This window comes from Pseudomonas sp. 10S5, assembly GCF_035019745.1.
Lineage (GTDB): Bacteria > Pseudomonadota > Gammaproteobacteria > Pseudomonadales > Pseudomonadaceae > Aquipseudomonas.
The window spans coordinates 116,594-141,528 of record NZ_JASJVL010000015.1; the positions used below are offsets into that span (position 1 = coordinate 116,594).

Genomic DNA, 24,935 nt, shown 5'->3' on the forward strand with positions numbered 1-24,935 from the left:
TAAAATGACCGGCCATTTCTTGAGCAATATTTTCTATCATGTCCCGACTCAATCCCCGGCAACAAGAAGCCGTGAACTATGTCGGCGGCCCTCTTTTGGTGCTCGCCGGTGCTGGCTCCGGCAAGACTAGTGTGATAACTCGCAAGATCGCCCATTTGATCCAGAATTGCGGCATTCGGGCGCAGTACATCGTCGCCATGACCTTTACTAACAAAGCGGCCCGCGAGATGAAAGAGCGGGTCGGCACGCTGCTAAAAGGCGGTGAAGGTCGCGGCTTGACGGTGTCGACGTTCCACAATTTGGGCTTGAACATCATCCGCAAGGAACATGCACGGTTGGGCTATAAACCCGGCTTCTCGATTTTCGACGAGACCGACGTCAAATCGCTGATGACCGACATCATGCAAAAGGAATATTCGGGCGACGATGGCGTCGACGAAATCAAGAATATGATTGGCTCGTGGAAAAACGACTTGATCATGCCCGCCCAGGCCCTGGAAAACGCGAGAAACCCAAAGGAACAAACCGCAGCCATCGTTTACACCCACTATCAGCGCACGCTCAAAGCTTACAACGCGGTGGATTTTGACGATCTGATTCTGGTACCGGTGAAGTTGTTTCAGGAACACGCCGACATTCTCGAAAAGTGGCAGAACAAGGTCCGCTACCTGCTGGTGGACGAATACCAGGACACCAACGCCAGTCAATACCTGCTTGTAAAACTGCTGATCGGCACCCGGCATCAGTTCACTGTGGTAGGCGACGATGACCAGTCCATCTACGCCTGGCGTGGCGCCCGGCCAGAAAACCTGATGTTGCTGAAGGACGATTATCCGTCGCTAAAAGTGGTCATGCTCGAGCAGAACTACCGCTCTACCAGCCGCATCCTACGGTGTGCCAACGTGCTGATCTCGAACAACCCTCATGCATTTGAAAAGCAGCTGTGGAGCGACATGGGCCATGGCGACGAGATTCGGGTGATCCGCTGCCGCAACGAAGACGCCGAAGCCGAACGCGTCGCCGTTGAACTGCTCACCCTGCACCTGCGCACCGACCGTCCTTACAGCGATTTCGCCATTCTTTACCGCGGTAACTATCAAGCCAAGCTGATCGAACTGAAGTTGCAGCATCACCAGATTCCTTATCGTCTTTCGGGCGGCAACAGTTTCTTCGGGCGTCAGGAAGTGAAAGACCTGATGGCTTATTTTCGATTGCTGGTGAACCCCGATGACGACAACGCCTTCTTGCGCGTGATCAATGTGCCGCGCAGGGAAATCGGGTCAACTACCCTGGAAAAGCTCGGCAATTACGCCACTGAACGCAAAGTGTCGATGTACGCCGCCACCGATGAGATTGGTCTGGGCGTGCATTTGGATAGCCGCTATACCGACCGCCTGCAACGCTTCAAGCGCTGGATGGACAGCGTGCGTCAGCAGTGCGCACAAAACGATCCCATCGCTGCATTACGCAGCATGGTCATGGACATCGACTACGAAAATTGGCTGCGGCAGAACAGCTCCAGCGAAAAGGCCGCCGATTACCGAATGGGGAACGTTTGGTTCTTGATCGAAGCGCTGAAGAACACGCTGGAAAAAGACGAAGAAGGCGGGATGACCATCGAGGAAGCCATTGGCAAGCTGGTCTTGCGCGACATGCTCGAACGTCAGCAGGAAGAAGAGGACAACGCCGAGGGCGTGCAAATGATGACGTTGCACGCGTCCAAGGGTCTGGAGTTTCCTTACGTATTCATCATGGGCATGGAAGAAGAAATTCTGCCGCACCGCTCAAGTATCGAAGCCGATACCGTCGAGGAAGAGCGGCGTTTGGCGTATGTCGGAATTACCCGGGCGCGTGAAACGCTGGCGTTTACCTTTGCAGCCAAGCGCAAGCAGTACGGCGAAATCATCGACTGCGCGCCCAGCCGTTTTCTGGATGAGTTACCGCCAGACGACCTCGCCTGGGAAGGCAACGATGACACGCCCGTCGAAGTAAAAGCCGTTCGCGGCAACACCGCACTGGCCGACATTCGCGCCATGCTCAAACGCTAATTTTTGTTCATTTATTGCGCACATTTGCGCCGCTTGAGGAATCATCGTGGAAGCACTGCATCAGAAAATTCGTGAAGAGGGCATTGTCCTTTCAGACCAAGTGTTGAAAGTCGATGCGTTCCTTAACCACCAGATCGACCCGGCGTTGATGCAGCTGATAGGCAATGAATTCGCCACGCTATTTGCTGACTCGGGCATCACCAAAATCGTCACCATCGAGGCGTCGGGCATCGCTCCCGCAATCATGACAGGCCTGAAATTGGGCGTGCCGGTGATTTTCGCCCGCAAGCATCAGTCCCTGACCCTGACGGAAAACCTGCTGTCGGCAACGGTGTACTCATTCACCAAGCAAGTCGAAAGCACCGTCGCCATTTCACCCAGACACCTCACCAGCAGTGATCGGGTACTGATCATTGATGACTTTTTGGCCAACGGCAAAGCCTCGCAAGCGCTGATTTCAATCATCAAACAAGCGGGCGCCAGCGTAGTGGGTGTCGGTATCGTGATCGAAAAATCGTTCCAAGGTGGCCGGGCGGAACTGGATGCGCAGGGTTACCGCGTCGAGTCATTGGCCCGGGTTAAATCACTGGCCGGCGGTGTGGTTACGTTTGTGGAGTGAGCTTTAGGGCCCTTTGTTCAAGGGCTGGGCTGTGGCCTGCAACCCGGCCAACACCAGCCGCTGAAAGAGCTCTTGCTTCAAGCCCTGTGGATTATCGAGCTGCATTCGCTCAAGATGCGCCGGATAAGCGCTTGGCTCAGGCGCATCGAAGGTTGCTTTACCCAACTGTAAAATCTCAGTGAGATTGAACTTGCTCTTCAGCCAGTTCAACGCACGCAATAAATCCTTTTCTTCTGTATTGAAATCACACCCCAGTGGGTACTCCGTGAAGAGCTGCTCATACCGAGCCTGCAATGCTTGCAAGCGCTCGGGCGTATTTTCGGTGAAGCGTGGATCAAGTTGAAAATCTGCGGGCAATTTACCGACCTTCTGCGCTTGCTCGATCAGCTTTGTCTGAAAGCGTGAATCGCTGATGTTCAACAGCGCTTCAATCACCTTCACGTCTGTCTTGCCCCGCAAGTCGGCGATGCCATATTCAGTGACGACGATATCGCGCAGATGCCGGGGAATAGTGGCGTGCCCATACGTCCAAACAATGCTGGAGCTGACATCACCACCGGATTCACGCCAACTGCGCAGCATCAATACCGAGCGGGCGCCCTCCAACGCATGTGCCTGCGCGACAAAGTTATATTGGCCGCCAACCCCGCTGACCACGCGCCCGTCTTCCAATTGATCGGCAATGGCCGCCCCCAGCAACGTTACTTTGAACGCACTATTAATGAATCGCGCGTCGCGTCGCTGCAATCGCTTGAGTTCCTCGTTGCCGTACAGCTCGTTGATGTAACTGATGGCGGTCATATTGAAGCGCCCCATCTGCTCCAACGAGAACTCACGCAGGCGCTGATAAAAACTATTCGGCCCGAGGAAAAAACCACCGTGAACCACGACGCCGTCTGACCGCAACGACTCATCCAGCGTCCCCGCGATAGCCTGTCTTTGCACGGCGGCATCGGCATACACCCTGCGCCGCACTATGCCTGCATCGACCAACACCAACAGACCGTTGACGAACATTTCGCTGCACCCGTACAGACCCTGAGCAAAAGGTTGCAAGCCGCCTTCACGCTGGATCAAGGTCTGCCACGACGTGGCATCCAACTCGTCGAGCAACGCCCGATAGGCTCCATTATCGGCTTGTCGGGCCAGCAACGCCGCCGTCAACGCATCGCCCATCGAACCAATGCCGATCTGCAACGTGCCGCCATCGCGCACTAAGGTGCTGGTATGCAAGCCGATGAAATGGTCCTGAAAACCCACCGGCATGTTCGGCGTGGAAAACAAGGTGCTGTGGTCTTCGTTCTCGATCAGCAGATCGAAATCATCCACGTCGAGTTCCGAGTCACCCGGCATGTACGGCAAATCGGCGTGTACGTGACCGAGCAACAAAATGGTCTCACCGGCAGCACGACGTTTGGCAATCATCGGCAACAGATCAAGGGTCACATCCGAATTACAGCTCAAGCTCAACCGCCCTGACCGCGCCGGATCGCGAGCAACCAGTTGCGCCACCAGGTTCAAGCCATTGGCATTGATGTCGCGGGCCGCATGGCTGTAATTGCTACTGACGTAATCCTGCTGCGCCGAATGACTATTGAGCAGGCTGCCCGGCAGCATGAAGAATTGTTCGACGCGGATATTCGGCGGCAGCCTGTCACGGTGAAGGTCAGCGAGAAAATCCAACTCGGGATAGTCACCAAACACCCGCGCCACGAAGGGCTCAAGAAAGCGTTCCTGCAACCCATCACCCAAATCAGGCCGCCCAAGGCAAAGCGCGGTGTAAATCGTCAGCCGTCGCTCGGGCAACTGCCTGACTCGAGCATACAGAGCGTTAACGAAAAGATTGGGTTTGCCCAAGCCCAACGGCAGCCCCATGTGAATATGCGCAGGCAACTGTTCGAGCACTTGGTCGACGGCGTGTTGGATGGAGCATGACTGTGGCATTAGACCCTCCCGGCACATCCTTGGTTACGGTTGGACAGAGCTTGCCGGGTGTTTGCTGCAAAGGACAAGGCTGCGGTTTCATTCACCCACAAAAAAACCGACCCTAGGCCGGCTTCTTGTCATCCCGCTGAATTACTTCAGACCAGACATTTTCGAAATGGCGCCTTTGAGCTCTGCATCAGAGCAGTCAGCGCAGGTGCCTTTTGGCGGCATTGCGTTGATACCGGTGATCGCTTTTGCCAGCAGGCCTTCAAGACCGCCTTGCTCTTTGGCCCGCTTGCCCCAGTCGGCGGCGTCACCGATTTTCGGCGAACCCAGCAGGCCGGTGCCGTGGCATGCGTTGCAATGGCCAGCAATAATGTCATCCGGTGATTTAGCGCCACCACCACCGGCAGCGGATGCCGCAACATTCATACCTGCGCATTCCTTGCCTTGTATGCAGACTTGGCCTACTGGCTCTAGACGCTTGGCAATATCGTCATTGGTATTGGTCGTCGCCTGAGCGCTAACGGCCCAAAGGGCCAATACGACCGCAGGTACTGCCAGCATTTTGTTAATTAAATTCACGCTTACACCCTCATGGTGACTAGTCACGCCCGCGGCCACGGTCTGGCGGGCGGACGAAAGTATAACGGTTAGCCTGCCACTGCGAAACAACCCTATAGTCGCAGGGGTAATTACTGAGCATCAGGCATTGCGCTGGACGCTATGTGCTTCTATCCGAGAAGCGCGCCTCTGGTTCAAGCGGGTAATTTAATTCAAAAATTCGCTGGCGTCGCTGCGCTGATTAGTCGCGCCGGTTCGTCGAACGGGTTGCGAAAGCGATGGGGCTTGGTGCTTTCGAAGTAATAACTGTCACCCGCCTCAAGAATGAACGTCTCGGTACCAACTACTAGCTCCAGACGACCTTCAAGCATGATTCCGGTTTCTTCACCTTCATGCACGAGCATTTCATCCCCAGTATCGGCACCTGGAGGATAGATCTCGCTGAGAAAAGCGATAGCTCGGCTCGGATGGGCCTTACCGACCAGCTTCATGGTCACCGCGCCGTCCGAAATGTCGATCAGCTCGCTGGCTTTGTAAACCACCTGCGTCGGGTTTTCCTGCTCCAACTCTTCTGAAAAAAACTCAACCATGGACATTGGTATACCGCCCAGCACCTTTCTCAGGGAGCTGATCGAAGGACTGACGCTGTTCTTCTCGATCATGGAGATGGTGCTGTTGGTCACGCCCGCTCGCTTGGCGAGTTCACGCTGGGACAGACCTTTGAGCTTGCGAATGGATTGCAGTCGTTCACCGACGTCCAATACTGGAGTCCTCCTATTGAGCTGGTGCGGTCGAAATGAACGTTATGATGGCGATAGCGTTCAGTATTTACAACACTTCGACCCCAAACCTGCTCGGAAAAGCACGTGCCGCTTATCGGGGAATAATCGAAAGGTGATCAGCGCCTAACCAACCCTTGCGTTCAAGCGCCGCAATAGAGCCTTGGCACTCGGCGCAGGTTGCAAAAAATCTGGTAGGGAATGGTCCCAGCGTGAGCGGCAACGTCGCTGGCAAGTACGTTTTTGCCCCACAGCTCCACCTGACTGCCAAGCCCTGCATGTGGCGAATCGGTCAAATCAACGCACAACATGTCCATGGACACACGGCCCAGTAATCGGCTTAGTTGCCCATCGATAAAAACCGGTGTACCGGTGGGCGCCTGACGTGGATAACCATCAGCGTAACCCATGGCGACTACGCCGATGCGCATGGAACGATCAGTGACGAAACCGCCGCCGTAACCGATCGGTTCGCCGGCCGATAACTCGCGTACACAGATAACTTTTGATTCCAGTGACATCACTGGCTGCAGGACTGCGGCCAGGCTATGCGGCTGGTCGAATGGCGTCGCGCCATACAGCAGAATGCCGGGGCGCACCCAGTCGCTAGGGATGGCTGGCCAACCCAGCACAGCTGGCGAATTGCGCAAACTGATCGGCGCCACGAGACCTTGGGTGGCCGCTTTGAATACCGCAACTTGTTCGTCGCTTCGAGAACAGTCCAGTTCGTCAGCTCGAGCAAAATGAGTCATCAGAACAATGCTTGCGACTTTTCCACTGCTCAACAAACGCTGGTAACCGGCTTTATAGTCGGCGGGACGCAAGCCGACTCGATGCATGCCTGAATCCAGCTTGAGCCAGGCAGTCAACGGTTTGCTTAAGCCCGCTTGCTCAATGGCCTCAATCTGCCACAACGAGTGAACCACGCACCAGAGATCGTGCTCGACAATCAGGGGTAATTCGCTAGCTTCAAAGAACCCCTCGAGTAGCAAAATCGGGGCGCGGATACCCGCATCACGCAACTCCAGTGCCTCTTCGATGCAGGCCACGGCAAAACCATCGGCTTGGGCCTCAAGCGCCTGCGCACAACGCACCGCACCATGCCCATAGGCATCAGCCTTGATGACCGCAAGCGCCTTGGCGCCGCTGGTTTCACGTGCCAACTGATAATTGTGACGCAGGGCTTGAAGATCGATTAAAGCGCGAGCAGGACGCATGGCGGCGGGATTCTGAGGTGAGGGAATGAGGGCTGTAGAAATTGCGTAGTACTGCGGGAATCCTTATGGCAGCGCAGCAATCACCGACAGTTCAACTAAAATCTCTGGCTCGCACAGCTTCGACTCAACAGTTGCACGGGTCGGGGCGACGCCCTTTGGCAACCACTTGTCCCAAACGCTGTTCATGCCGGCGAAGTCCGCGTCGATGTCTTTCAGGTAAATGGTCACCGAGAGAATTCGGGAGGTATTGGTGCCTGCCAAATCCAGCAGGCGTTCAATATTACCCAGTGTCTCGCGGGTTTGCTGCTCAATTCCGCCGGCCATGTCGTCAGCCACTTGCCCGGATAAATACACGGTGCTGTTGTGGACGACGATCTGACTCATGCGTTCATTGGTGAGCTGGCGCAGGATTGCCATGTTTTACGATCTCCTGGGTTTTACCGTAGCGAGAAATATCGAGGCCTTCGGCGCTGATCTGGGGTGCTTTGAGAGCGATCAAATCGGCTAACAAACGACCCGAGCCGCAGGCCATGGTCCAGCCAAGTGTGCCGTGGCCGGTATTTAGGAACAGATTGCGAAACGGTGTGGCGCCGACAATCGGTGTGCCGTCCGGCGTGGTAGGACGCAAGCCAGTCCAAAAACTGGCCTCTGCCAAATCACCGCCCTGAGGATAAAGGTCGCCGACGATCATCTCCAGCGTTTCGCGCCGACGCGGGTTGAGCGACAGATCGAAACCCGCGATTTCGGCCATGCCGCCCACCCGAATACGGTTGTCGAAACGGGTGATCGCGACCTTGTAGGTCTCGTCGAGAATAGTCGAGGTTGGCGCCATGGCCGGGTTGGTGATCGGCACGGTCAGCGAGTAACCCTTGAGCGGATACACCGGGGCGCGAATGCCCAACGGCTTAAGCAACTGCGGCGAATAACTGCCCAGCGCCAGCACATAGCGGTCAGCGGTTTCCAGCTTGCCATCAATCCACACGCCATTGATTCGGTCGCCGGCAAAATCCAGCCGCTCGATGTTCTGATCGAAACGGAATTCAACGCCCAACTTGACCGCCATTTCCGCAAGGCGAGTCGTAAATAACTGGCAGTCACCGGTCTGGTCATTAGGCAGGCGCAACGCACCGACAAGAATATTGGTGACCCCCGCTAAAGCGGGCTCAACCCGAGCGATGCCGGCGCGGTCAAGCAACTCATAGGGCACGCCGGACTGCTCCAAAATGGCGATATCCTTGGCGGCGTTGTCGAGCTGTGCTTGGGTGCGGAACAGCTGAGTGGTGCCCAGGCTACGTCCTTCGTAGGCAATGCCTGTTTCGATGCGTAGTTCGTCAAGACAATCGCGGCTGTACTCGGAAAGACGCACCATGCGCTCTTTGTTCACCGCATACCGGCTGGCGGTGCAATTGCGCAGCATCTGCGCCATCCACAGGTATTGATCGATGTCACCAGTGGCCTTGATCGCCAGTGGCGAGTGGCGCTGAAGCAGCCATTTGATGGCCTTGAGCGGCACGCCCGGCGCAGCCCACGGAGAGGCATATCCTGGCGAGACTTGGCCGGCATTCGCGAAACTGGTTTCCATGGCGGCCGCTGGCTGGCGGTCGACAACCGTCACCTGAAACCCGGCCCGCGCCAGATAATAGGCCGTCGTCGTACCGATCACACCGCTGCCAAGGACCAGAACTCGCATAGTAAATCCCTCAATCGCGGATATCCGCTGACGTTTGTGCTTATGAGCAAAGATATGCCTAGTATAAAAAGCAGTGGGCAGTGCATTTCACTATATAAACACCTATATTCGGCGGTAATTCTCGGCAATAACGGCATTAGTAGAGAGGGGTGACCCATGCGGACCCAGCATCAGTCCAAGCGCGAACTGGACAAGATAGATCGCAACATCCTGCGCATCCTTCAAGGGGACGGCCGGATTTCATTTACCGAGCTGGGAGAGCGCGTCGGACTGTCGACCACGCCGTGTACTGAACGGGTCCGTAGGCTTGAGCGTGAAGGGGTCATCATGGGCTACAACGCCCGGCTTAATCCCCAAAGCCTCAAAGCCAGCCTGCTGGTTTTCGTTGAAATCAGCCTGGATTACAAGTCGGGCGACACCTTCGAAGAGTTCCGCCGCGCCGTGCTAAAACTGCCCCATGTGCTGGAATGTCACTTGGTGTCCGGCGACTTCGACTACTTGGTCAAAGCACGGATTTCTGAGATGGCGTCGTACCGTAAGTTACTTGGCGACATCCTGCTCAAATTGCCCCACGTGCGCGAATCCAAGAGCTACATCGTGATGGAAGAAGTGAAAGAAAGCCTGAATCTGCCGATTCCTGAGTAGGGCTTTGCCAGCCTTGACGCCCCGCCAACGATGTAGGAGCGCGCTTGCTCACACCAACACTTGGCGAGTTGTCGCCATGTATTCGTGAATCTGCTTCTCCACCTTGGGATGAATCATTTCCACTGGACGGCGGCCATTAGGGCAAGGCAGCGTCGGCGTGGTGCCGAACAAACGACAGATCAAAGGACGTTCTTCATACACCGTGCAACCATTCGGCCCCAGATGGACACAGTTCAGCTCGTCCATCGCGGCCTCTTGCTCTGTTGCGGTCTTGCGCGGTAAGCGGGACATTTCTTCCGTTGACGTAGTCACCGGCCCACAGCAGTCGTGACAGCCGGGGACGCACTCGAATGAAGGAATCTGCTGCCGCAGAAAGCGGATTTTTTGGCTGTTGCAGCTCATTGTGGCAATTACCAAAAGAAAGACCAGCCGAGATTTTGCCTCACTGGTGCCTGAGCCGACAGCCCCACCGAGCCAAACCTTGCCCGTCGTTAACATCGACGTCTATGCTGCGTAAAATTTTTCACACACAACAAACAGGAAAAACAACATGAACGCCCGCGTTCAGCAGCCGACTGTCAGCGACCAGCACACCGCTTCGTATTACGCCACCAGCAGCCATCCACAACCGGACCATCCAATGTTGAAGGGCGACTTGAAGGTGGATGTATGCGTCATCGGCGGCGGCTTTACCGGACTAAACACCGCGATTGAATTGGCGGAGCGCGGCCTGAGCGTGGCGTTGCTGGAAGCGCGCAAGATGGGTTGGGGTGCCAGCGGGCGCAATGGTGGACAACTGATTCGCGGCGTCGGCCATGGCCTGGAACAATTCTCCCCGACCCTGGGTAGCCATGGCGTGCGTCAACTGAAGCTCATGGGGCTCGAAGCGGTGGAGATTGTGCGCCAGCGAGTGGAGCGTTATCAAATCAATTGCGATCTGACCTGGGGCTACTGCGATCTCGCCAATAAGCCTCACGATTTGGTTCATTTGATCGAAGATGCGGAAGAATTGCGCCGCCTTGGTTATCGCCACGAAATACACGTACTGCAAGCCAACGACATGCACAAAGTAGTGGGCTCGGATAGGTATGTCGGCGGATTAATCGACATGGGCTCGGGTCACTTACACCCGCTAAACCTGGCGTTGGGTGAAGCACACGTTGCGCGCGAGTTAGGTGTTCAACTCTTTGAGCAGTCGGCAGTGATCCGAATCGACTACGGTCCACAGGTCTGCGTCCATACCGCCCACGGCGTAGTGCGCGCCGAGACCTTGGTGCTGGGCTGTAATGCTTACCTGAATGATCTAAACCCGGAGTTGAGCGGCAAAGTGCTGGCAGCAGGCAGTTACATCATAGCGACCGAGCCGCTTAGCCCCGAGCAAGCCCATATGCTGTTGCCGCAGAATATGGCGGTTTGCGACCAGCGTGTGACCGTCGACTATTACCGACTCTCCGCTGACCGGCGCCTGCTGTTCGGTGGTGCTTGTCATTATTCGGGCCGCGATCCAAAAGACATCGCAGCCTATATGCGGCCCAAGATGCTGCAGGTTTTTCCCCACATGACTGACGTTAAAATCGATTTTCAATGGGGCGGCATGATCGGTATCGGCGCCAATAGGCTGCCTCAGATCGGTCGACTACGCAGCCTTCCCAACGTGTATTACGCGCAGGCGTATTCCGGTCATGGCCTGAACGCCACCCACCTGGCTGGACGTCTTCTCGCAGAAGCGATCAGTGGCCAGCACAGTAATGGATTCGATTTGTTCGCCCAAGTCCCTCACATGACCTTTCCAGGAGGGAAAGCATTGCGCTCTCCCCTATTGGCGTTGGGCATGCTGTGGCACCGCTTGAAAGAACTGCGCTAAATATTCATCAGGCTCGCCAGAACGGCTTGAGTCCTTCGGCGCGCGCCTGATCCCGGGTGAGGCCGATGTCCAGAAGCCGGTCCGCGTCCAGTTCCAGCAGCACTTTACGGGTTAGCCAGCGATGGCGAAAAACACCCCAGCGGCTAGAGGCTGGCGAGCAGCACATATTGATCGAAGGCTTCTGCCCTGCCTGCAACTCCTGACCACGCAGCATTAGCCGTACATCACTCATCCCGTTCATTTTTATCCCCTGCGTCACCCTTTGCGTGTGGCTTCATCATGGCGGAGGTGGAAAAACCATTACAGATCCAAAAATCCGGTTTTTTTTCAATACACACAGTGCAAATAATCCACTGAATCCTGTATTTTGGCACTATCTGTATTGGTCTAATGGAAAAAAATCCGTCGGGAGTACGCTATGACGCTCTATGTGAACCTCGCTGAACTGCTCGGTTCTCGCGTTGAAAACGGCTTTTATCGTCCCGGAGACCGATTGCCCTCAGTCCGCGCCTTGAGCGTGGAACACGGGGTCAGCCTGAGCACCGTGCAACAGGCGTATCGCGTGCTGGAAGACAACGGCTTGGCGACGCCGAAACCCAAGTCGGGTTATTTCGTTCCATTGGGGAGATCTGCGCCTGCCCTGCCCGCAGTGGGGAGGCCCGCGCAGCGTCCGGTGGAGATTTCTCAGTGGGATCAAGTCCTGGAGTTGATCCGCGTCGTGCCAAATAAGGACGTGATCCAATTGGGCCGAGGCATGCCGGACATCACCAGCCCGACGCTTAAACCCTTGCTGCGCTCGCTGGCCACTATCAGTCGACGTCAAGACATGGCGAGCCTGTATTACGACACTATCTACGGCACTCTGAGCCTGCGTGAGCAAGTGGCACGACTGATGCTGGACTCCGGCTGCCAGCTCACGACCAACGATTTAGTCATCACGACGGGCTGTAGCGAAGCGCTGTCCACTAGCCTCCGAGCCATTTGCCAGCCAGGCGACATCGTGGCAGTGGATTCGCCAAGCTTTCATGGAGTCATGCAAATGCTCAAAGGCTTCGGATTGAAGGCGCTGGAAATTCCCACTGACCCAGTGACTGGCATCAGCCTTGAGGCATTGGAGCTAGCCCTTGAACAGTGGCCAATCAAAGCCATTCAACTGACCCCCAACTGCAACAACCCGCTGGGCTACATCATGCCCGAGGCACACAAAAAAGCCTTGCTGACCCTGGCTCAACGTTTTGACGTCGCAATTATCGAAGACGATGTGTATGGCGACCTGGCTTACACCTATCCCCGTCCTCGCACGATAAAATCCTTCGACGAAGACGGCCGTGTCCTGCTGTGCAGCTCTTTCTCCAAGACTCTGGCGCCTGGCGTGCGGATTGGCTGGGTCGCACCCGGTCGGTATTTAGAACAGGTGCTGCACATGAAGTACATCAGCACCGGCTGCACCGCCAGCCAACCTCAGTTGGCCATCGCCGAATTTCTCAAGGACGGGCATTACGAACCGCACTTACGACGGATGCGCGGGCAATATCAGCGTGGCCGCGACCAGATGACTGATTGGGTCATGCGCTACTTCCCACAGGGCACGCGGGTCAGTCGCCCTCAAGGTGGTTTTATGCTGTGGGTCGAGCTGCCGGAAGATTTCGACACCTTGCGCTTGAACCGCGCGTTACTGGGGCAAGGCGTTCAGGTGGCGGGCGGCAGTATCTTCTCGGCGGCAGGCAAGTACCGGAATTGTTTGCGGATGAATTACGCGTCCAAACCCACGGCTGAGATTGAAAATGCGGTACGAACAGTGGGGGCGACCATCACGCACCTGCTAAGCGAGTCCGCGTGACGGCAAGTCGCCGCTAAGCCATCACCGGTTGCACGCCGAACGCACCGCGGCGCAGGGAAACAATCACCAGACCGAACGCACCGGCAGCCATCAAAAGAGGCAAGGCATGTCCACTGACCCACTGGCTGCCCGCACCCGCAGCCAAAGGCCCTAGCAGGCAACCAACGCCCCACAACTGGGCAACATGGGCGTTCGCCCGCACCAGTACATCGTCACGGTAACGCTCGCCAATCAATATCAGCGACAAGGTAAATAGCCCGCCTGCACTGGCACCGAACAGCACCCACACTGGCCAAATCAATACGGTGTCGAGCAGCAACGGGATGGCCAGGCTCGATACCATCAACAGCAGTGCACAGCCGGAAAATAGCGTGCGCCGGGAAACACGGTCGGCCAATGCACCAATCGGCAGTTGCAATAGAGCATCGCCGACCACCACGGTACTGACCATGAACAATGAGGTTTCCGGCGTAAAGCCCTGTTGCAGGCAATAGATCGGCAGCAATGTCAGGATCATCGCTTCGAACGCGGCGAACAGCGCAATCGCCCATGCAATCGCTGGCAAGCCTCGGCAGAAACCAAACAGATCATTAAAGGTGACGCTGCACGCTTCGGTGCTGGGCGCGCCGGTTCGCCCCAGCAGCAACAGCGGGGAGACAACTAGCAACGCAGCGCCGACCCAAAAGCCGTAATCGGCCTCAGTACCGACCACACCCAACAGCAATGGGCCAGCGAGTTGGCTCAGGGCGTAACTGCTGCCGTAAAGCGCGACCAACCGACCGCGCCACCGCTCGACCACCAATTGGTTGATCCAGCTTTCGCCCAGAATAAAAACGATGGTCAGGATGACGCCGATCAATAGCCGCAACGCGACCCAAACGGCATAGCTGGGTAGTAAACCCAGCAACCCGATAGAGAGCGCTCCGCCCCATAAACACAATCGCATCAGCAGCGGCGTGCCGAAATGCGCAGCCAGGCGGCTGGCGACACTGGCGCCAACCAAAACACCGATAGCGGGCATCGCAGCCATGACGCCGATGGCAAACGCGCCGTAACCCCAGCTTTCCAGGCGCATGGACACCAGCGGCATGCTCACGCCCAGTGCTAATCCGACGCTGAGGACCGAAGCCAAAACAGCGAAATAAGTACCCCAACGCATTTTTATAGATCCGCAGGAGGTTCTCGCCAACAAGCTGGCTCCTACAGAGAATTGACCTGTAGAAGCCAGCTTGTTGACGAAGCGCCCAGCTCGATTTCGGAATTACAACTTGATCCAGGTCGCCTTCAATTCGGTGTACTTGTCGAACGCATGCAGGGATTTATCCCGGCCATTGCCCGATTGTTTGAAGCCACCAAACGGCGCCGTCATGTCGCCGCCATCGTATTGATTGACCCACACACTGCCGGCTCGCAGTGCCTTGGCGGTCAGGTGGGCTTTCGACAGGTTGGAGGTCCAGACCCCAGCAGCCAGGCCATACGGCGTGTCGTTGGCAATCTGGATGGCCTCTTCAGCGGTGTCGAAGGCAATCACCGACAGCACCGGACCGAAAATTTCTTCCTGAGCAATTTTCATCGCGTTGCTCACGCCGTCAAAAATGGTCGGTTCGACGTAAGTACCGCCTGTTTCCTGCAAAATACGCTTGCCGCCCGCGACGAGCTTGGCGCCATCGGCATGACCGGACTCGATGTACGACAGCACGGTATTCATCTGCTGCGTATCGACCAGTGCCCCGACGGTGGTTTCCGGGTCCAGCGGATTACCCGGTTTCCAGGCTTTAAGGGCTTCGATCACCAACGGCAAAAATTGGTCCTTGATCGAACGCTCTACCAGCAGCCGCGAACCCGCTGTGCAAACTTCGCCCTGATTGAACGCGATGGCGCCAGCAGCTGATTCGGCCGCTGCTTTCAAGTCCGGCGCATCGGCGAACACGATGTTCGGGCTTTTACCGCCCGCTTCCAGCCATACGCGCTTCATATTCGACTCGCCCGAATAGATCAGCAGTTGCTTGGCGGTTCGGGTGGAGCCAGTGAACACCAACGTATCCACGTCCATGTGCAACGCCAACGCTTTGCCGACCGTGTGGCCATAACCGGGCACCACGTTGAGCACACCCGCAGGGATACCGGCTTCAACGGCCAATTGCGCTACACGAATGGCCGTCAGTGGGGATTTTTCGGACGGTTTGAGGATCACCGAATTACCGCTGGACAGCGCCGGGCCGAGTTTCCAGCAGGCCATCAATAACGGGAAGTTCCACGGCACGATAGCGGCGACGACGCCAATCGGCTCGCGTGTCACCAAGCCCAATTGATCGTGGGGCGTTGCAGCGACTTCGTCATAAATCTTATCGATCGCTTCGCCGCTCCAACTTAGCGCCTGAGCTGCCGCGGGAATATCGATGTTCAGCGCGTCATTGATCGGCTTGCCCATATCGAGGGTTTCAAGCAACGCCAGCTCTTCAACGTGCTCATTCAATAGGGCAGCAAAACGGATCATTGCAACTTTGCGTTTGACCGGCGCCAATCGCGACCACACGCCGGAGTTGAACGTTGCACGGGCGCTATCAACGGCACGCTGGGCATCGGCGGCGTCACAGCTGGCGACGTGTGCCAAGAGGCGGCCATCGACCGGGCTGACGCATTCGAAAGTGGCGCTGGAAACGGCGGCGGTGTATTCGCCATTGATGTAGGCGCGGCCTTCGATCTTCAGATCGCGAGCGCGTTGTTCCCAGTCAGCACGAGTCAGGGTGGTCATTAGAGTGTCCTCCTGTTGTATTTTTGAATACGGATGGCATCAGCCAAGGCAGTTGCCACCCTAAACCAAGTCAACCGGTTATTTCCAATATATTTGACACTTGGGAGCAAACGGTGAGCTCTTGTTCATTTTATTCAACATAAACCCAAAATTCAGACACAAAAAAGCCCGCCTTCTCAGGCGGGCTTTCTCGTAAAGAAGTAGAAATCAATTACTTGATTTTGGCTTCTTTGTAGATCACGTGCTTGCGAGCTACCGGATCGAATTTTTTGATTTCGATTTTATCCGGAGTAGTGCGCTTGTTCTTATCGGTGGTGTAGAAGTGGCCTGTGTTAGCGCTCGACACCAAACGGATCAATTCACGCATGACTTTCTCCCTTAGACCTTAGCGCCATTGGCGCGGATTTCGAGAAGAATGACATCAATGCCACGCTTGTCGATGATACGCATGCCTTTGGCAGATACGCGCAGACGCACGAAACGATTCTCGGACTCGACCCAGAAGCGGTGATGCTGCAGGTTCGGCAGGAAACGACGACGGGTTTTGTTGTTTGCGTGGGAAATGTTATTCCCGGTTACCGGACCCTTACCGGTAACTTGACATACTCTCGACATGCCTCAGCCCTCTAAAACCACATGCCCAACCCGGCATGGGTTGGCCGCTTAATCTCTCAGTTGGCGCCAGGCGCCGCGTTTCTTTAGGGGTCTTACCGGCTACACCTACAAACGAAGGAACCGGGCCCCTAGAAAAGAGCGCTGCTTTATATCAGAAACCCTGCAATGCAACAACAGTACATGCAGAATACCTTCTTCGTTTTGCCCTTTTACGGGCTTAAACGGTAGTCGGCACAGGCGATGGAAGCAAATCTACCGCTCGTCGAACCAGATGGATTGTCCTGCCCCCGCGCATAGTCTAGGGTAACTCCCTCACCAGACTGCGCCCGCAGATGGGGCAAAATCTGACAGGAATATAGCCATGCGCCTTGCTACCTTACCCCTTCTGCTCGCCCCGTTGCTATGCCCGTTATGGGCTCAGGCGGCGACTCAGCTCAGCGTTTGCACCGAAGCCAGCCCTGAAGGCTTTGACGTGGTGCAATACAACTCGCTGACCACCACCAACGCATCAGCCGATGTACTGATGAACCGCTTGGTGGAGTTCGACGCACAGAACGGCAAGGTGGTACCCAGCTTAGCCGAGCATTGGGACATTTCTGCGGACGGCCTGACTTACACATTTAAATTACGCTCCGGCGTGAAATTCCACCACACCGATTATTTCAGCCCGACCCGAGATCTGACGGCCGACGACGTGCTGTTCAGCTTTCAACGTATGCTTGATCCGGCTAACCCCTGGCACAAAATCGCTCAAAGCGGCTTCCCACATGCCCAATCGATGCAGCTGCCAGCGCTGATCAAAAACATTGAGGCGCCTGATGAGCACACGGTCCGCTTTACCCTCGACCACCCGGACTCGACCTTCCTGGCGACATTGAGCATGGGCTTTGCTTCGATCTACTCTTCCGAGTACACCGCGCAACTGCTCAAGGCCGGCACCCCGGAAAAACTCAACAGCGAACCCATCGGCACCGGCCCTTTCATCTTCAAGCGCTTCCAGCGAGACGCTGTGGTGCGTTACGAAGCCAACCCGGACTATTTTGGCGGCAAGCCGGGCGTTGATGCGCTGGTTTTTGCGATTACCCCGGATGCCAACGTTCGGCTGCAAAAAATTCGTCAGAACGAATGCCAGATCGCTCTATCGCCCAAGCCGCTTGATATTCAAGCCGCCCGAACTGACCCCCAATTGAAAGTCGAGGAAAACGCGGCGTTCATGACCGCTTTCGTAGCAATCAACACTCAACACCCGCCGCTGGATAAACCGGAAGTACGTCAGGCGCTCAATTTGGCGTTTGACAAAGAGACTTACCTAAAAGCCGTATTTCAAGGCACCGCAAAAGCCGCCAGTGGTATTTATCCAGCCAATACTTGGAGCTACGCCAAAAACCTGCCCGGCTATGCCTACGACCCTGCCAAAGCTCGCCAACTGCTGGCCAAAGCCGGGTTAAACGACGGCTTCAAAACCACGATCTGGACGCGACCATCGGGTAGCTTGTTGAACCCGAACCCGAGCCTGGGCGCGCAGTTATTACAAAACGACTTGGCCAAAGTCGGGATTACAGCCGAGATTAAAGTCATTGAGTGGGGCGAGCTGATTCGTCGCGCGAAAGCGGGCGAGCATGACCTGTTATTCATGGGGTGGGCGGGCGATAACGGCGACCCAGACAACTTCTTGACCCCACAATTTTCGTGCGCCGCGGTGATCTCAGGGACTAACTTTGCCCGCTATTGCGATAAGGGCCTGGATAAGCTCATCAGCGACGGCAAAGCCGGTAGCGATCAGGCACAACGCAGTGCTCTGTATCAGCAAGCGCAAGCGTACATCCAACAACAAGCACTTTGGCTACCCTTGGCGCACCCTACTGCTGCGGTGCTGACCCGAAAAAACGTACAGGGTTATCAGGTCAGTCCGTTCGGACGCCAAGACTTTGCCCACGTCACGCTGAAGTAATTCTCAGGGCCATCTCTGAAGCTCAGGCCGCGCCAGCCAGCGCGGCCTGAGGGCGTCACATCAAACCGGCTTCCGCCATGGACAGCGGCTCACCGTCACCGATGATGAAATGATCGAGCACTTGAACGTCGATCAATCCCAACGCCTTTTTCAACAGTACGGTCAGGTTTTGATCTGCCTGACTGGGATCGGTGATGCCTGATGGATGGTTATGGCACAGAATGACTGCCGCCGCGTTGTTCGCCAGCGAGCGCTTGACCACCTGGCGCGGGTGAACTTCGGCACACTTAATAGAGCCGTGGAACAACACCTCGAACGCCAAAACCCGATGCTTGGCGTCGAGAAACAGACACCCGAAGACCTCGTGCGGCTCATGCCTCACCATCGCCTTCAGGTATTCGCGCACGTCCCGAGGATTGTGCAGGCTTGGGTCACGCTTCAGGCGCTCAGCCATGTGCCGCCGGGACATTTCTATCACCGCTTGTAACTGCGCGAACTTGGCGGGCCCCAATCCCAGCTCCTGGCTGAAGGTTTTAAGGTCCGCTTCCAGTAACGCTCTCAAGCTCCCGAATTGCTTCAACAAGTGTCGGGCAAGGTCCACAGCGCTTTTTCCGGTCACGCCGGTGCGTAAAAATATGGCCAACAGCTCAGCATCAGAAAGACTTGCCGAACCCAGCTCAAGCAGCTTCTCCCGTGGGCGTTCCGCCACGGGCCAATCTCGAATACTCATAACACCTCCATGTGTGTGGGCCCCGCTGTTCCGGTGCGGTCGCTGTGCTATCTTAGCCCATCTTTTTTGCGCGGCGACTTGGCCTGGGGAGGCGTCATCGCCGTTGCGATCACTCGACTAAAAGGCAGGCCTATGCAGCGGCTGTATCGGAAACGCATTGTTCTAGGCGTCGGCGGCGGCATTGCTGCCTACAAGAGCGCCGAACTGGTCCGTCGGTTACTCGATCAGGGCGCGGAAGTGCGTGTTGTCATGACCCGCGGCGGCAGTGAATTTATCACCCCCCTAACCATGCAAGCTTTGTCCGGCAATCCCGTGCACATGGACTTGCTAGACCCGGCCGCTGAAGCTGCCATGGGTCATATCGAACTGGCGAAATGGGCCGATCTGGTGTTGATTGCGCCCGCCACGGCGGACCTTATTGCACGCTTGGCCCAAGGTTTGGCCAATGACCTTTTGACCACTGTCGTGCTGGCAACTGACGCCCCGGTTGCGTTGGCACCTGCGATGAATCAAGCAATGTGGCGCGACCCGGCCACCCAGGCCAATACCCGGCTACTCGAAGATCGCGGCATGCGTATGTTCGGCCCGGCCTCAGGCAGCCAAGCCTGTGGTGATGTCGGTTTTGGCCGGATGCTCGAAGCCAATGACCTCGCGCTGTGCGCCGCTGAATGTTTCCGCCGCGAATCGTTGACCGGCAAACATGTCTTGATCACCGCCGGCCCGACTCAGGAAAACATCGATCCTGTGCGTTACATCACCAACCACAGCTCGGGCAAGATGGGTTTTGCCTTAGCTGAAGCGGCAGTCGAAGCGGGCGCCCGCGTAACGTTGATTACCGGCCCGGTGAACCTGCAAACGCCTGATCGCGTCACCCGAATCGACGTGGTCAGTGCCCGCGACATGCTCGCTGCCTGTGAGGCGGCGATCCCCTGCGACCTGTTTATCGCCTCTGCTGCCGTGGCGGATTACAGGCCAGAAGTCGTCGCGCCGCATAAACTCAAGAAAGACCCCGCCACCGGCGACGGCTTACTGTTGCAGATGGTTCGTAACCCAGACATTCTCGCGACCATTGCGGGCCGCCCGGACCGCCCCTTCAGTGTCGGCTTTGCTGCCGAAACCGAACATTTGCTCGACTACGCCGCCCGTAAGCTTAAGGACAAAAACCTTGATCTGATCGTCGCCAACGATGTTGCCAACCCCAGCATCGGCTTTAACAGCGAAGAAAATGCGTGCAGCGTCATCGACCGTGCGCTGCACGAAACTATTTTTGCTCAGACCAGTAAAGGCAAGATTGCCCGCCAGCTGATCACCTTCATCGCCGACCGTCTGAACCAGGTTTAATTACGTATGCATGCCCTACAAGCCAAAATCCTCGACCCACGCATTGGCAGTGATTTCCCTCTTCCCGCGTACGCCACCACAGGCTCCGCAGGTCTTGATCTGCGCGCAATGCTTAAGGAAGACACTGTCATAGAACCAGGTCAGACCTTATTGATCCCCACTGGCCTGTCGATCTACATCGGTGACCCAGGCTTGGCAGCGCTGATTTTGCCCCGCTCCGGACTGGGTCATAAGCACGGCATTGTGCTGGGCAATCTGGTCGGCTTGATCGACTCCGACTACCAAGGGGAGCTCATGGTTTCGTGCTGGAATCGGGGCCAAACTGCTTTCAAGATGTCCGTGGGCGAACGTCTTGCTCAGTTAGTCTTGGTGCCTGTAGTCCAGGCCCACTTCGAGCTGGTAGACGAGTTCGACGAAAGCCAGCGCGGCGCGGGCGGCTTCGGACATTCCGGCAGCCACTAAAAGCTTGGCTAGATAACCACTTGAGCTTGCCCCGATCGCTTGCGGATCGCACTGCGCGAAATCGGATCAGGAACAATACGTTGCCATTCAGGTTGAATATGGGGGAGAGGTTATTTGAAGGGTCTTAACCGTAGAGCCAAAACAAGCGGCACCTCGAATCCCGTAATCGATGATCCGTTAATGGCTCGCCCACGGTTTTTTTCACTTGGTCTTGTTTCGGTGGTCATCGGCTTGATCGCCGCCAGCGTGCTGCTGTGGTGGGCGCTTTCCAACCATTCCCAGCAGCAACCTCAGCCTGGCGAAGCTTGGGGCTCAAGCCAAGCCTCAGCACTCGGCGCGGCGCTTAAGCAATTGAATGCAGAAACCCAGGCCGCCGCGCTTGATGGCAAGCTGACTCAGGTACTGCAAAGTAACGATGTCTCTGCGATCGGCGACGCCCAAACCCAGTTGAGTTTTCGCAGCGGTGTGGTCGGGGCTCGACTCAGTCATACGGGCTTGACAGAGGTGAACACGCAAGGTCCGGTGCCAGTGAGTTTCGCCACGCTGGACATGCTCAACAAAACTACCCAAGGCCAGACTCCGCCGCCCGAGGCGCACAAAATAGGTAACCGGTGGTTGGTTTACAGTGCAGCCCCGCTGCGCGCTACCCCGAATGCCCCCGTCACCGGCACATTGCTACTGGCATTCGATCTGCAACGGGTATTAAACGCTTTGCCAATGCTACCTGCCGAGGTCGGTGAGGTGAAAGTGACCCAGCAATTCGGCTCCGGTCCTGGGCAGGTCTTGCTACTGCGCGGCCAACCTTTTGGTGCAGCGCAAATGTTCGACACCGGTCAGCTCAACTGGAAGCTTGAATTCTCAGCAGGTCCGGCACTCGACGTAGGGACGCCATGGTTAATGTTGTGCTTGGCCGTGGTACTTGCGTTTATCGGCGCAGCGTTCGGGCTATATCTTAATGATAGAGCACTGCACCGACGCATTAGTGCCGATGCCCGACAGTTAGACCAACTGCTTCAAGAACTCTCGGGCGGAAAAGCCGTCAAAGCGTTCGGCTTGAGTCTTCCAGCGCTAAATGGCCTTGCGCAGAGTCTTGCGCGATTTTCGATGCGCAGCGCCTCTCCGGTGATAGGGGCAAACGCAGCTCAAGAGACCTCAAACGCAAAGGCCAGCTCTGAGACAGTGAATGCCGCAGCGACGACCCAAACCGAGGCCTTGCATGCCGAGTGGGTTGATCCGCTGTTCCAAGACACCGATATTCTCGATATCGACATCCTCGACGAAAACCAGGACTTCCTGAGAATGGAGCACCCCCAGATCATGAGCAGCCTAGCAACCGTAGCTCCAGCATTTCCTGACAGCATTTTCCGCGCCTACGACATTCGCGGCGTTGTTGGCGAAACCCTTAGCGCACAAACAGCTTACTGGATCGGGCGCGCAATCGGCTCAGAAAGCCTGGCCAAGAATGAACCCCACGTATCTGTAGGCCGCGACGGCCGTTTGTCTGGACCTGAGCTGGTACAGCAATTGATTCAGGGTTTATATGACAGCGGCTGCCATGTCAGCGACATCGGGCTCGTGCCAACTCCGGCCCTTTACTACGCCGCCAACGTGCTGGCAGGTAAATCGGGGGTCATGCTGACCGGTAGCCACAACCCGTCAAACTACAACGGCTTCAAGATCGTCATTGCTGGCGACACCTTGGCCAATGAACAGATCCAGGCGTTGCATACCCGCCTAAAAACCAACGACCTGACCACGGGCACGGGCAACGTCGAAAAGATCGAAATCCTTGAATCTTATTTCAAGGAAATCACTAAAGACGTAGTGCTCGCCCGGCGCATGAAAGTCGTGGTCGATTGCGGCAACGGCGCGGCGGGCGTCATCGCTCCGCAGTTGATCGAAGCTCTGAATTGCGAAGTCATCCCGCTGTTTTGCGATGTTGACGGCAACTTCCCGAACCATCACCCCGATCCAGGCAAACCGGAAAACCTGGTTGACTTGATCGCCAAAGTTAAAGAAACCGGGGCCGACCTGGGCTTGGCGTTCGACGGCGACGGTGATCGCGTTGGGGTCGTAACCAACACCGGGGCCATCGTGTTTCCTGACCGTTTGCTGATGTTGTTTGCCAAGGATGTGGTGTCCCGCAATCCTGGTGCCGATATCATTTTTGACGTCAAATGCACCCGACGCCTCACGCCATTGATTCTTGAATACGGCGGCCGCCCGGTGATGTGGAAAACCGGTCACTCGCTGATCAAAAAGAAAATGCGTGAGAGCGGCGCATTGCTGGCCGGTGAAATGAGCGGCCACATCTTCTTCAAAGAGCGCTGGTTTGGTTTTGACGATGGTATTTACAGCGCTGCGCGTCTGCTGGAAATCCTCAGCCAGGAAAAAGGCACCGCAGACGAAGTGTTCGCCACCTTTCCGAACGATATTTCCACCCCGGAAATCAATATCGATGTGACTGACCTGACCAAGTTCAGCATCATTGAAACCTTGCAACGCGACGCTCAGTGGGGCCAAGAAGCCAAGCTGACCAGCATCGACGGCGTCCGCGTGGATTACCCGAAAGGTTGGGGTCTGGTGCGTGCCTCGAACACCACGCCGGTTTTGGTATTGCGCTTCGAAGCCGATACCGAAGCTGAACTGCAACGAATCAAAGACGTGTTTCATGCCCAACTAAAGAACGTCGCACCTGATCTAGAATTACCGTTTTGACCGACCCTAAGTCTCACTGGAGCCCTGAATGACCCTCGAACGTGATGCCGCTGCCAACGTCGCCAAGGTTTTGTCCGAAGCGTTGCCTTACATTCGCCGATTCGTTGGCAAGACGCTGGTGATCAAATACGGCGGCAATGCCATGGAAAGCGACGAGCTGAAAACCGGCTTTGCGCGCGACATCGTGCTGATGAAAGCGGTCGGCATCAACCCGGTAGTGGTTCACGGTGGCGGCCCGCAGATCGGCGACTTGCTCAAGCGACTGTCGATCGAAAGCCACTTCATCGACGGTATGCGTGTGACCGATGCGCAAACCATGGACGTCGTGGAGATGGTGCTGGGCGGCCAGGTCAACAAAGACATCGTTAACCTGATCAACCGCCATGGCGGCAGCGCCATCGGCCTGACCGGCAAAGACGCTGAGCTGATTCGTGCGCGCAAACTCACGGTTACCCGACAGACGCCTGACATGACCAAACCAGAAATCATCGACATCGGCCAGGTCGGCGAAGTTGTCGGCGTAAATACCGACCTGCTGAACATGCTGGTCAAGGGTGATTTCATCCCGGTCATCGCACCGATTGGTGTCGGTCCAGACGGCGAGTCTTACAACATCAACGCCGATCTGGTGGCCGGTAAAGTAGCCGAAGCCCTCAAGGCCGAAAAGCTGATATTGCTGACCAACATCGCTGGCTTGATGAACAAACAGGGTGAAGTACTGACTGGGTTGACCACCGAGCAAGTGGACCACCTGATAGCCGATGGCACCATCTACGGCGGCATGCTGCCGAAGATTCGCTGCGCGCTGGAAGCGGTTCAGGGCGGGGTCAACAGCTCGCACATCATCGACGGCCGCGTGCCAAATGCCGTGTTGCTGGAGATCTTTACCGACAGCGGCGTGGGCACTCAGATTACCAATCGCAAGCGTCATTGATGGGTTAGTTGGTTGAGACCAGAAGCCTCGTCCAGGGTTATGCCGGGACGGGGCTTTTTTGTCGACCGAAATCCGTAAGACCAACCTTACTTGTGCGCAGGACATGTCCTACGCAACGCGTGGGATGCGCCCGATAGGCGTCGCCGATTCAGTCCTGCAGAGTTGCCGCATCTTTTGATGCGGAGACTCTGCCAATGCCTCAGACCACTTACCCGACCTTCACCCTAAGCATCAAAG

At 56.3% G+C, this 24,935-nt stretch carries 23 protein-coding genes; 10 read left to right on the forward strand and 13 right to left on the reverse strand.

What is annotated here, in order from left to right:
* Window positions 1-38: 38 nt before the first annotated feature.
* Window positions 39-2,048 carry a DNA helicase Rep gene (rep, locus tag QN378_RS17050; RefSeq protein WP_322206163.1) on the forward strand — a complete coding sequence of 670 codons (2,010 nt, stop codon included), beginning with the start codon at window positions 39-41 and terminating at the stop codon, window positions 2,046-2,048.
* 46 nt (window positions 2,049-2,094) lie between these two features.
* Window positions 2,095-2,667 carry a xanthine phosphoribosyltransferase gene (locus QN378_RS17055; protein ID WP_322206162.1) on the forward strand — a complete coding sequence of 191 codons (573 nt, stop codon included), beginning with the start codon at window positions 2,095-2,097 and terminating at the stop codon, window positions 2,665-2,667.
* Between the two features lie 3 nt (window positions 2,668-2,670).
* On the opposite strand, the gene QN378_RS17060 is transcribed toward QN378_RS17055, so the two are convergent.
* From QN378_RS17060 to dadA, 6 genes are all read right to left on the reverse strand, one after another.
* Window positions 2,671-4,611 (reverse strand): acetyl-CoA hydrolase/transferase C-terminal domain-containing protein, encoded by a 1,941-nt coding sequence (locus QN378_RS17060; protein WP_322206161.1) that lies wholly within the window; start codon window positions 4,609-4,611, stop codon window positions 2,671-2,673.
* A 132-nt stretch (window positions 4,612-4,743) separates the two neighbouring features.
* Complete coding sequence (locus QN378_RS17065) at window positions 4,744-5,178, reverse strand: c-type cytochrome (RefSeq protein ID WP_322206160.1); 435 nt, start codon at window positions 5,176-5,178, stop codon at window positions 4,744-4,746.
* Window positions 5,179-5,369: 191 nt separating this feature from the next.
* Window positions 5,370-5,918 (reverse strand): cupin domain-containing protein, encoded by a 549-nt coding sequence (locus tag QN378_RS17070; RefSeq protein WP_322206159.1) that lies wholly within the window; start codon window positions 5,916-5,918, stop codon window positions 5,370-5,372.
* A 161-nt stretch (window positions 5,919-6,079) separates the two neighbouring features.
* Window positions 6,080-7,153, reverse strand: a complete 1,074-nt coding sequence (alr, locus tag QN378_RS17075; protein WP_322206158.1) for an alanine racemase — start codon at window positions 7,151-7,153, stop codon at window positions 6,080-6,082.
* A 63-nt stretch (window positions 7,154-7,216) separates the two neighbouring features.
* Window positions 7,217-7,570: a RidA family protein gene (locus tag QN378_RS17080; protein WP_322206157.1), complete on the reverse strand. Its 354-nt coding sequence runs from the start codon at window positions 7,568-7,570 to the stop codon at window positions 7,217-7,219.
* Window positions 7,542-8,843: a D-amino acid dehydrogenase gene (gene dadA / locus QN378_RS17085; RefSeq protein ID WP_322206156.1), complete on the reverse strand. Its 1,302-nt coding sequence runs from the start codon at window positions 8,841-8,843 to the stop codon at window positions 7,542-7,544. Before dadA ends, QN378_RS17080 begins: the two co-directional genes overlap by 29 nt.
* Window positions 8,844-8,999: 156 nt before the next feature.
* On the opposite strand from dadA, the gene dadR reads away from it, so the two are divergent.
* A complete protein-coding gene (dadR, locus tag QN378_RS17090) occupies window positions 9,000-9,488 on the forward strand; it encodes a transcriptional regulator DadR (protein WP_322206155.1) in 489 nt (162 codons plus the stop codon).
* 48 nt (window positions 9,489-9,536) lie between these two features.
* On the opposite strand, the gene QN378_RS17095 is transcribed toward dadR, so the two are convergent.
* Window positions 9,537-9,890 (reverse strand): YkgJ family cysteine cluster protein, encoded by a 354-nt coding sequence (locus QN378_RS17095; RefSeq protein WP_322206154.1) that lies wholly within the window; start codon window positions 9,888-9,890, stop codon window positions 9,537-9,539.
* A 148-nt stretch (window positions 9,891-10,038) separates the two neighbouring features.
* On the opposite strand from QN378_RS17095, the gene QN378_RS17100 reads away from it, so the two are divergent.
* A complete protein-coding gene (locus tag QN378_RS17100; protein ID WP_322206153.1) occupies window positions 10,039-11,352 on the forward strand; it encodes an FAD-binding oxidoreductase in 1,314 nt (437 codons plus the stop codon).
* 7 nt (window positions 11,353-11,359) lie between these two features.
* Here the strand turns inward: QN378_RS17100 and QN378_RS17105 are convergent, their stop codons facing one another.
* Window positions 11,360-11,593 carry a DUF1127 domain-containing protein gene (locus QN378_RS17105; protein WP_322206152.1) on the reverse strand — a complete coding sequence of 78 codons (234 nt, stop codon included), beginning with the start codon at window positions 11,591-11,593 and terminating at the stop codon, window positions 11,360-11,362.
* Between the two features lie 177 nt (window positions 11,594-11,770).
* Here QN378_RS17105 and QN378_RS17110 point away from each other — a divergent pair, with 177 nt between their 5' ends.
* Window positions 11,771-13,192 (forward strand): PLP-dependent aminotransferase family protein, encoded by a 1,422-nt coding sequence (locus QN378_RS17110; RefSeq protein WP_322206151.1) that lies wholly within the window; start codon window positions 11,771-11,773, stop codon window positions 13,190-13,192.
* 13 nt (window positions 13,193-13,205) lie between these two features.
* On the opposite strand, the gene QN378_RS17115 is transcribed toward QN378_RS17110, so the two are convergent.
* From QN378_RS17115 to rpmB, 4 genes are all read right to left on the reverse strand, one after another.
* Window positions 13,206-14,351, reverse strand: a complete 1,146-nt coding sequence (locus QN378_RS17115) for an MFS transporter (RefSeq protein ID WP_323548754.1) — start codon at window positions 14,349-14,351, stop codon at window positions 13,206-13,208.
* A 102-nt stretch (window positions 14,352-14,453) separates the two neighbouring features.
* Window positions 14,454-15,947 (reverse strand): aldehyde dehydrogenase, encoded by a 1,494-nt coding sequence (locus tag QN378_RS17120; RefSeq protein WP_323548755.1) that lies wholly within the window; start codon window positions 15,945-15,947, stop codon window positions 14,454-14,456.
* Window positions 15,948-16,158: 211 nt separating this feature from the next.
* On the reverse strand, window positions 16,159-16,314 hold the full coding sequence (rpmG, locus tag QN378_RS17125) for a 50S ribosomal protein L33 (protein ID WP_219063048.1): 156 nt from the start codon (window positions 16,312-16,314) through the stop codon (window positions 16,159-16,161).
* A gap of 11 nt (window positions 16,315-16,325) precedes the next feature.
* Window positions 16,326-16,562, reverse strand: coding sequence for a 50S ribosomal protein L28 (rpmB, locus tag QN378_RS17130; protein WP_219063049.1), 237 nt, complete (start codon window positions 16,560-16,562; stop codon window positions 16,326-16,328).
* A gap of 361 nt (window positions 16,563-16,923) precedes the next feature.
* Here rpmB and QN378_RS17135 point away from each other — a divergent pair, with 361 nt between their 5' ends.
* A complete protein-coding gene (locus QN378_RS17135; protein WP_322206148.1) occupies window positions 16,924-18,513 on the forward strand; it encodes an ABC transporter substrate-binding protein in 1,590 nt (529 codons plus the stop codon).
* 55 nt (window positions 18,514-18,568) lie between these two features.
* Here QN378_RS17135 and radC read toward each other — a convergent pair whose 3' ends face one another.
* Window positions 18,569-19,243: a RadC family protein gene (radC, locus tag QN378_RS17140; protein WP_322206147.1), complete on the reverse strand. Its 675-nt coding sequence runs from the start codon at window positions 19,241-19,243 to the stop codon at window positions 18,569-18,571.
* Window positions 19,244-19,375: 132 nt separating this feature from the next.
* Between radC and coaBC the strand changes: the two genes are divergently transcribed.
* The 4 genes from coaBC (at window position 19,376) to argB (ending at window position 24,698) form a co-directional block, all read left to right on the forward strand.
* Entirely contained in the window at window positions 19,376-20,584 is a 1,209-nt protein-coding gene (coaBC, locus tag QN378_RS17145) for a bifunctional phosphopantothenoylcysteine decarboxylase/phosphopantothenate--cysteine ligase CoaBC (protein ID WP_322206146.1), read from the forward strand.
* A 6-nt stretch (window positions 20,585-20,590) separates the two neighbouring features.
* Entirely contained in the window at window positions 20,591-21,046 is a 456-nt protein-coding gene (gene dut / locus QN378_RS17150; RefSeq protein WP_322206145.1) for a dUTP diphosphatase, read from the forward strand.
* A 114-nt stretch (window positions 21,047-21,160) separates the two neighbouring features.
* Window positions 21,161-23,764 (forward strand): phosphomannomutase/phosphoglucomutase, encoded by a 2,604-nt coding sequence (locus QN378_RS17155; protein ID WP_416350625.1) that lies wholly within the window; start codon window positions 21,161-21,163, stop codon window positions 23,762-23,764.
* Window positions 23,765-23,792: 28 nt separating this feature from the next.
* Window positions 23,793-24,698, forward strand: coding sequence for an acetylglutamate kinase (gene argB, locus QN378_RS17160; protein ID WP_322206143.1), 906 nt, complete (start codon window positions 23,793-23,795; stop codon window positions 24,696-24,698).
* Window positions 24,699-24,935: the final 237 nt, after the last annotated feature.

Bases quoted from the DNA above. Each gene is read 5' to 3' on its own strand.
- rep (WP_322206163.1), top strand. From the start codon at position 39: ATGTCCCGACTCAATCCCCGGCAACAAGAAGCCGTGAACTATGTCGGC.
- QN378_RS17060 (WP_322206161.1), bottom strand. From the start codon at position 4,611: ATGCCACAGTCATGCTCCATCCAACACGCCGTCGACCAAGTGCTCGAA.
- alr (WP_322206158.1), bottom strand. From the start codon at position 7,153: ATGCGTCCTGCTCGCGCTTTAATCGATCTTCAAGCCCTGCGTCACAAT.
- QN378_RS17080 (WP_322206157.1), bottom strand. From the start codon at position 7,570: ATGGCAATCCTGCGCCAGCTCACCAATGAACGCATGAGTCAGATCGTC.
- dadA (WP_322206156.1), bottom strand. From the start codon at position 8,843: ATGCGAGTTCTGGTCCTTGGCAGCGGTGTGATCGGTACGACGACGGCC.
- dadR (WP_322206155.1), top strand. From the start codon at position 9,000: ATGCGGACCCAGCATCAGTCCAAGCGCGAACTGGACAAGATAGATCGC.
- QN378_RS17095 (WP_322206154.1), bottom strand. From the start codon at position 9,890: ATGAGCTGCAACAGCCAAAAAATCCGCTTTCTGCGGCAGCAGATTCCT.
- QN378_RS17100 (WP_322206153.1), top strand. From the start codon at position 10,039: ATGAACGCCCGCGTTCAGCAGCCGACTGTCAGCGACCAGCACACCGCT.
- QN378_RS17105 (WP_322206152.1), bottom strand. From the start codon at position 11,593: ATGAACGGGATGAGTGATGTACGGCTAATGCTGCGTGGTCAGGAGTTG.
- QN378_RS17110 (WP_322206151.1), top strand. From the start codon at position 11,771: ATGACGCTCTATGTGAACCTCGCTGAACTGCTCGGTTCTCGCGTTGAA.
- QN378_RS17115 (WP_323548754.1), bottom strand. From the start codon at position 14,351: ATGCGTTGGGGTACTTATTTCGCTGTTTTGGCTTCGGTCCTCAGCGTC.
- QN378_RS17120 (WP_323548755.1), bottom strand. From the start codon at position 15,947: ATGACCACCCTGACTCGTGCTGACTGGGAACAACGCGCTCGCGATCTG.
- rpmG (WP_219063048.1), bottom strand. From the start codon at position 16,314: ATGCGTGAATTGATCCGTTTGGTGTCGAGCGCTAACACAGGCCACTTC.
- rpmB (WP_219063049.1), bottom strand. From the start codon at position 16,562: ATGTCGAGAGTATGTCAAGTTACCGGTAAGGGTCCGGTAACCGGGAAT.
- QN378_RS17135 (WP_322206148.1), top strand. From the start codon at position 16,924: ATGCGCCTTGCTACCTTACCCCTTCTGCTCGCCCCGTTGCTATGCCCG.
- radC (WP_322206147.1), bottom strand. From the start codon at position 19,243: ATGAGTATTCGAGATTGGCCCGTGGCGGAACGCCCACGGGAGAAGCTG.
- coaBC (WP_322206146.1), top strand. From the start codon at position 19,376: ATGCAGCGGCTGTATCGGAAACGCATTGTTCTAGGCGTCGGCGGCGGC.
- dut (WP_322206145.1), top strand. From the start codon at position 20,591: ATGCATGCCCTACAAGCCAAAATCCTCGACCCACGCATTGGCAGTGAT.
- argB (WP_322206143.1), top strand. From the start codon at position 23,793: ATGACCCTCGAACGTGATGCCGCTGCCAACGTCGCCAAGGTTTTGTCC.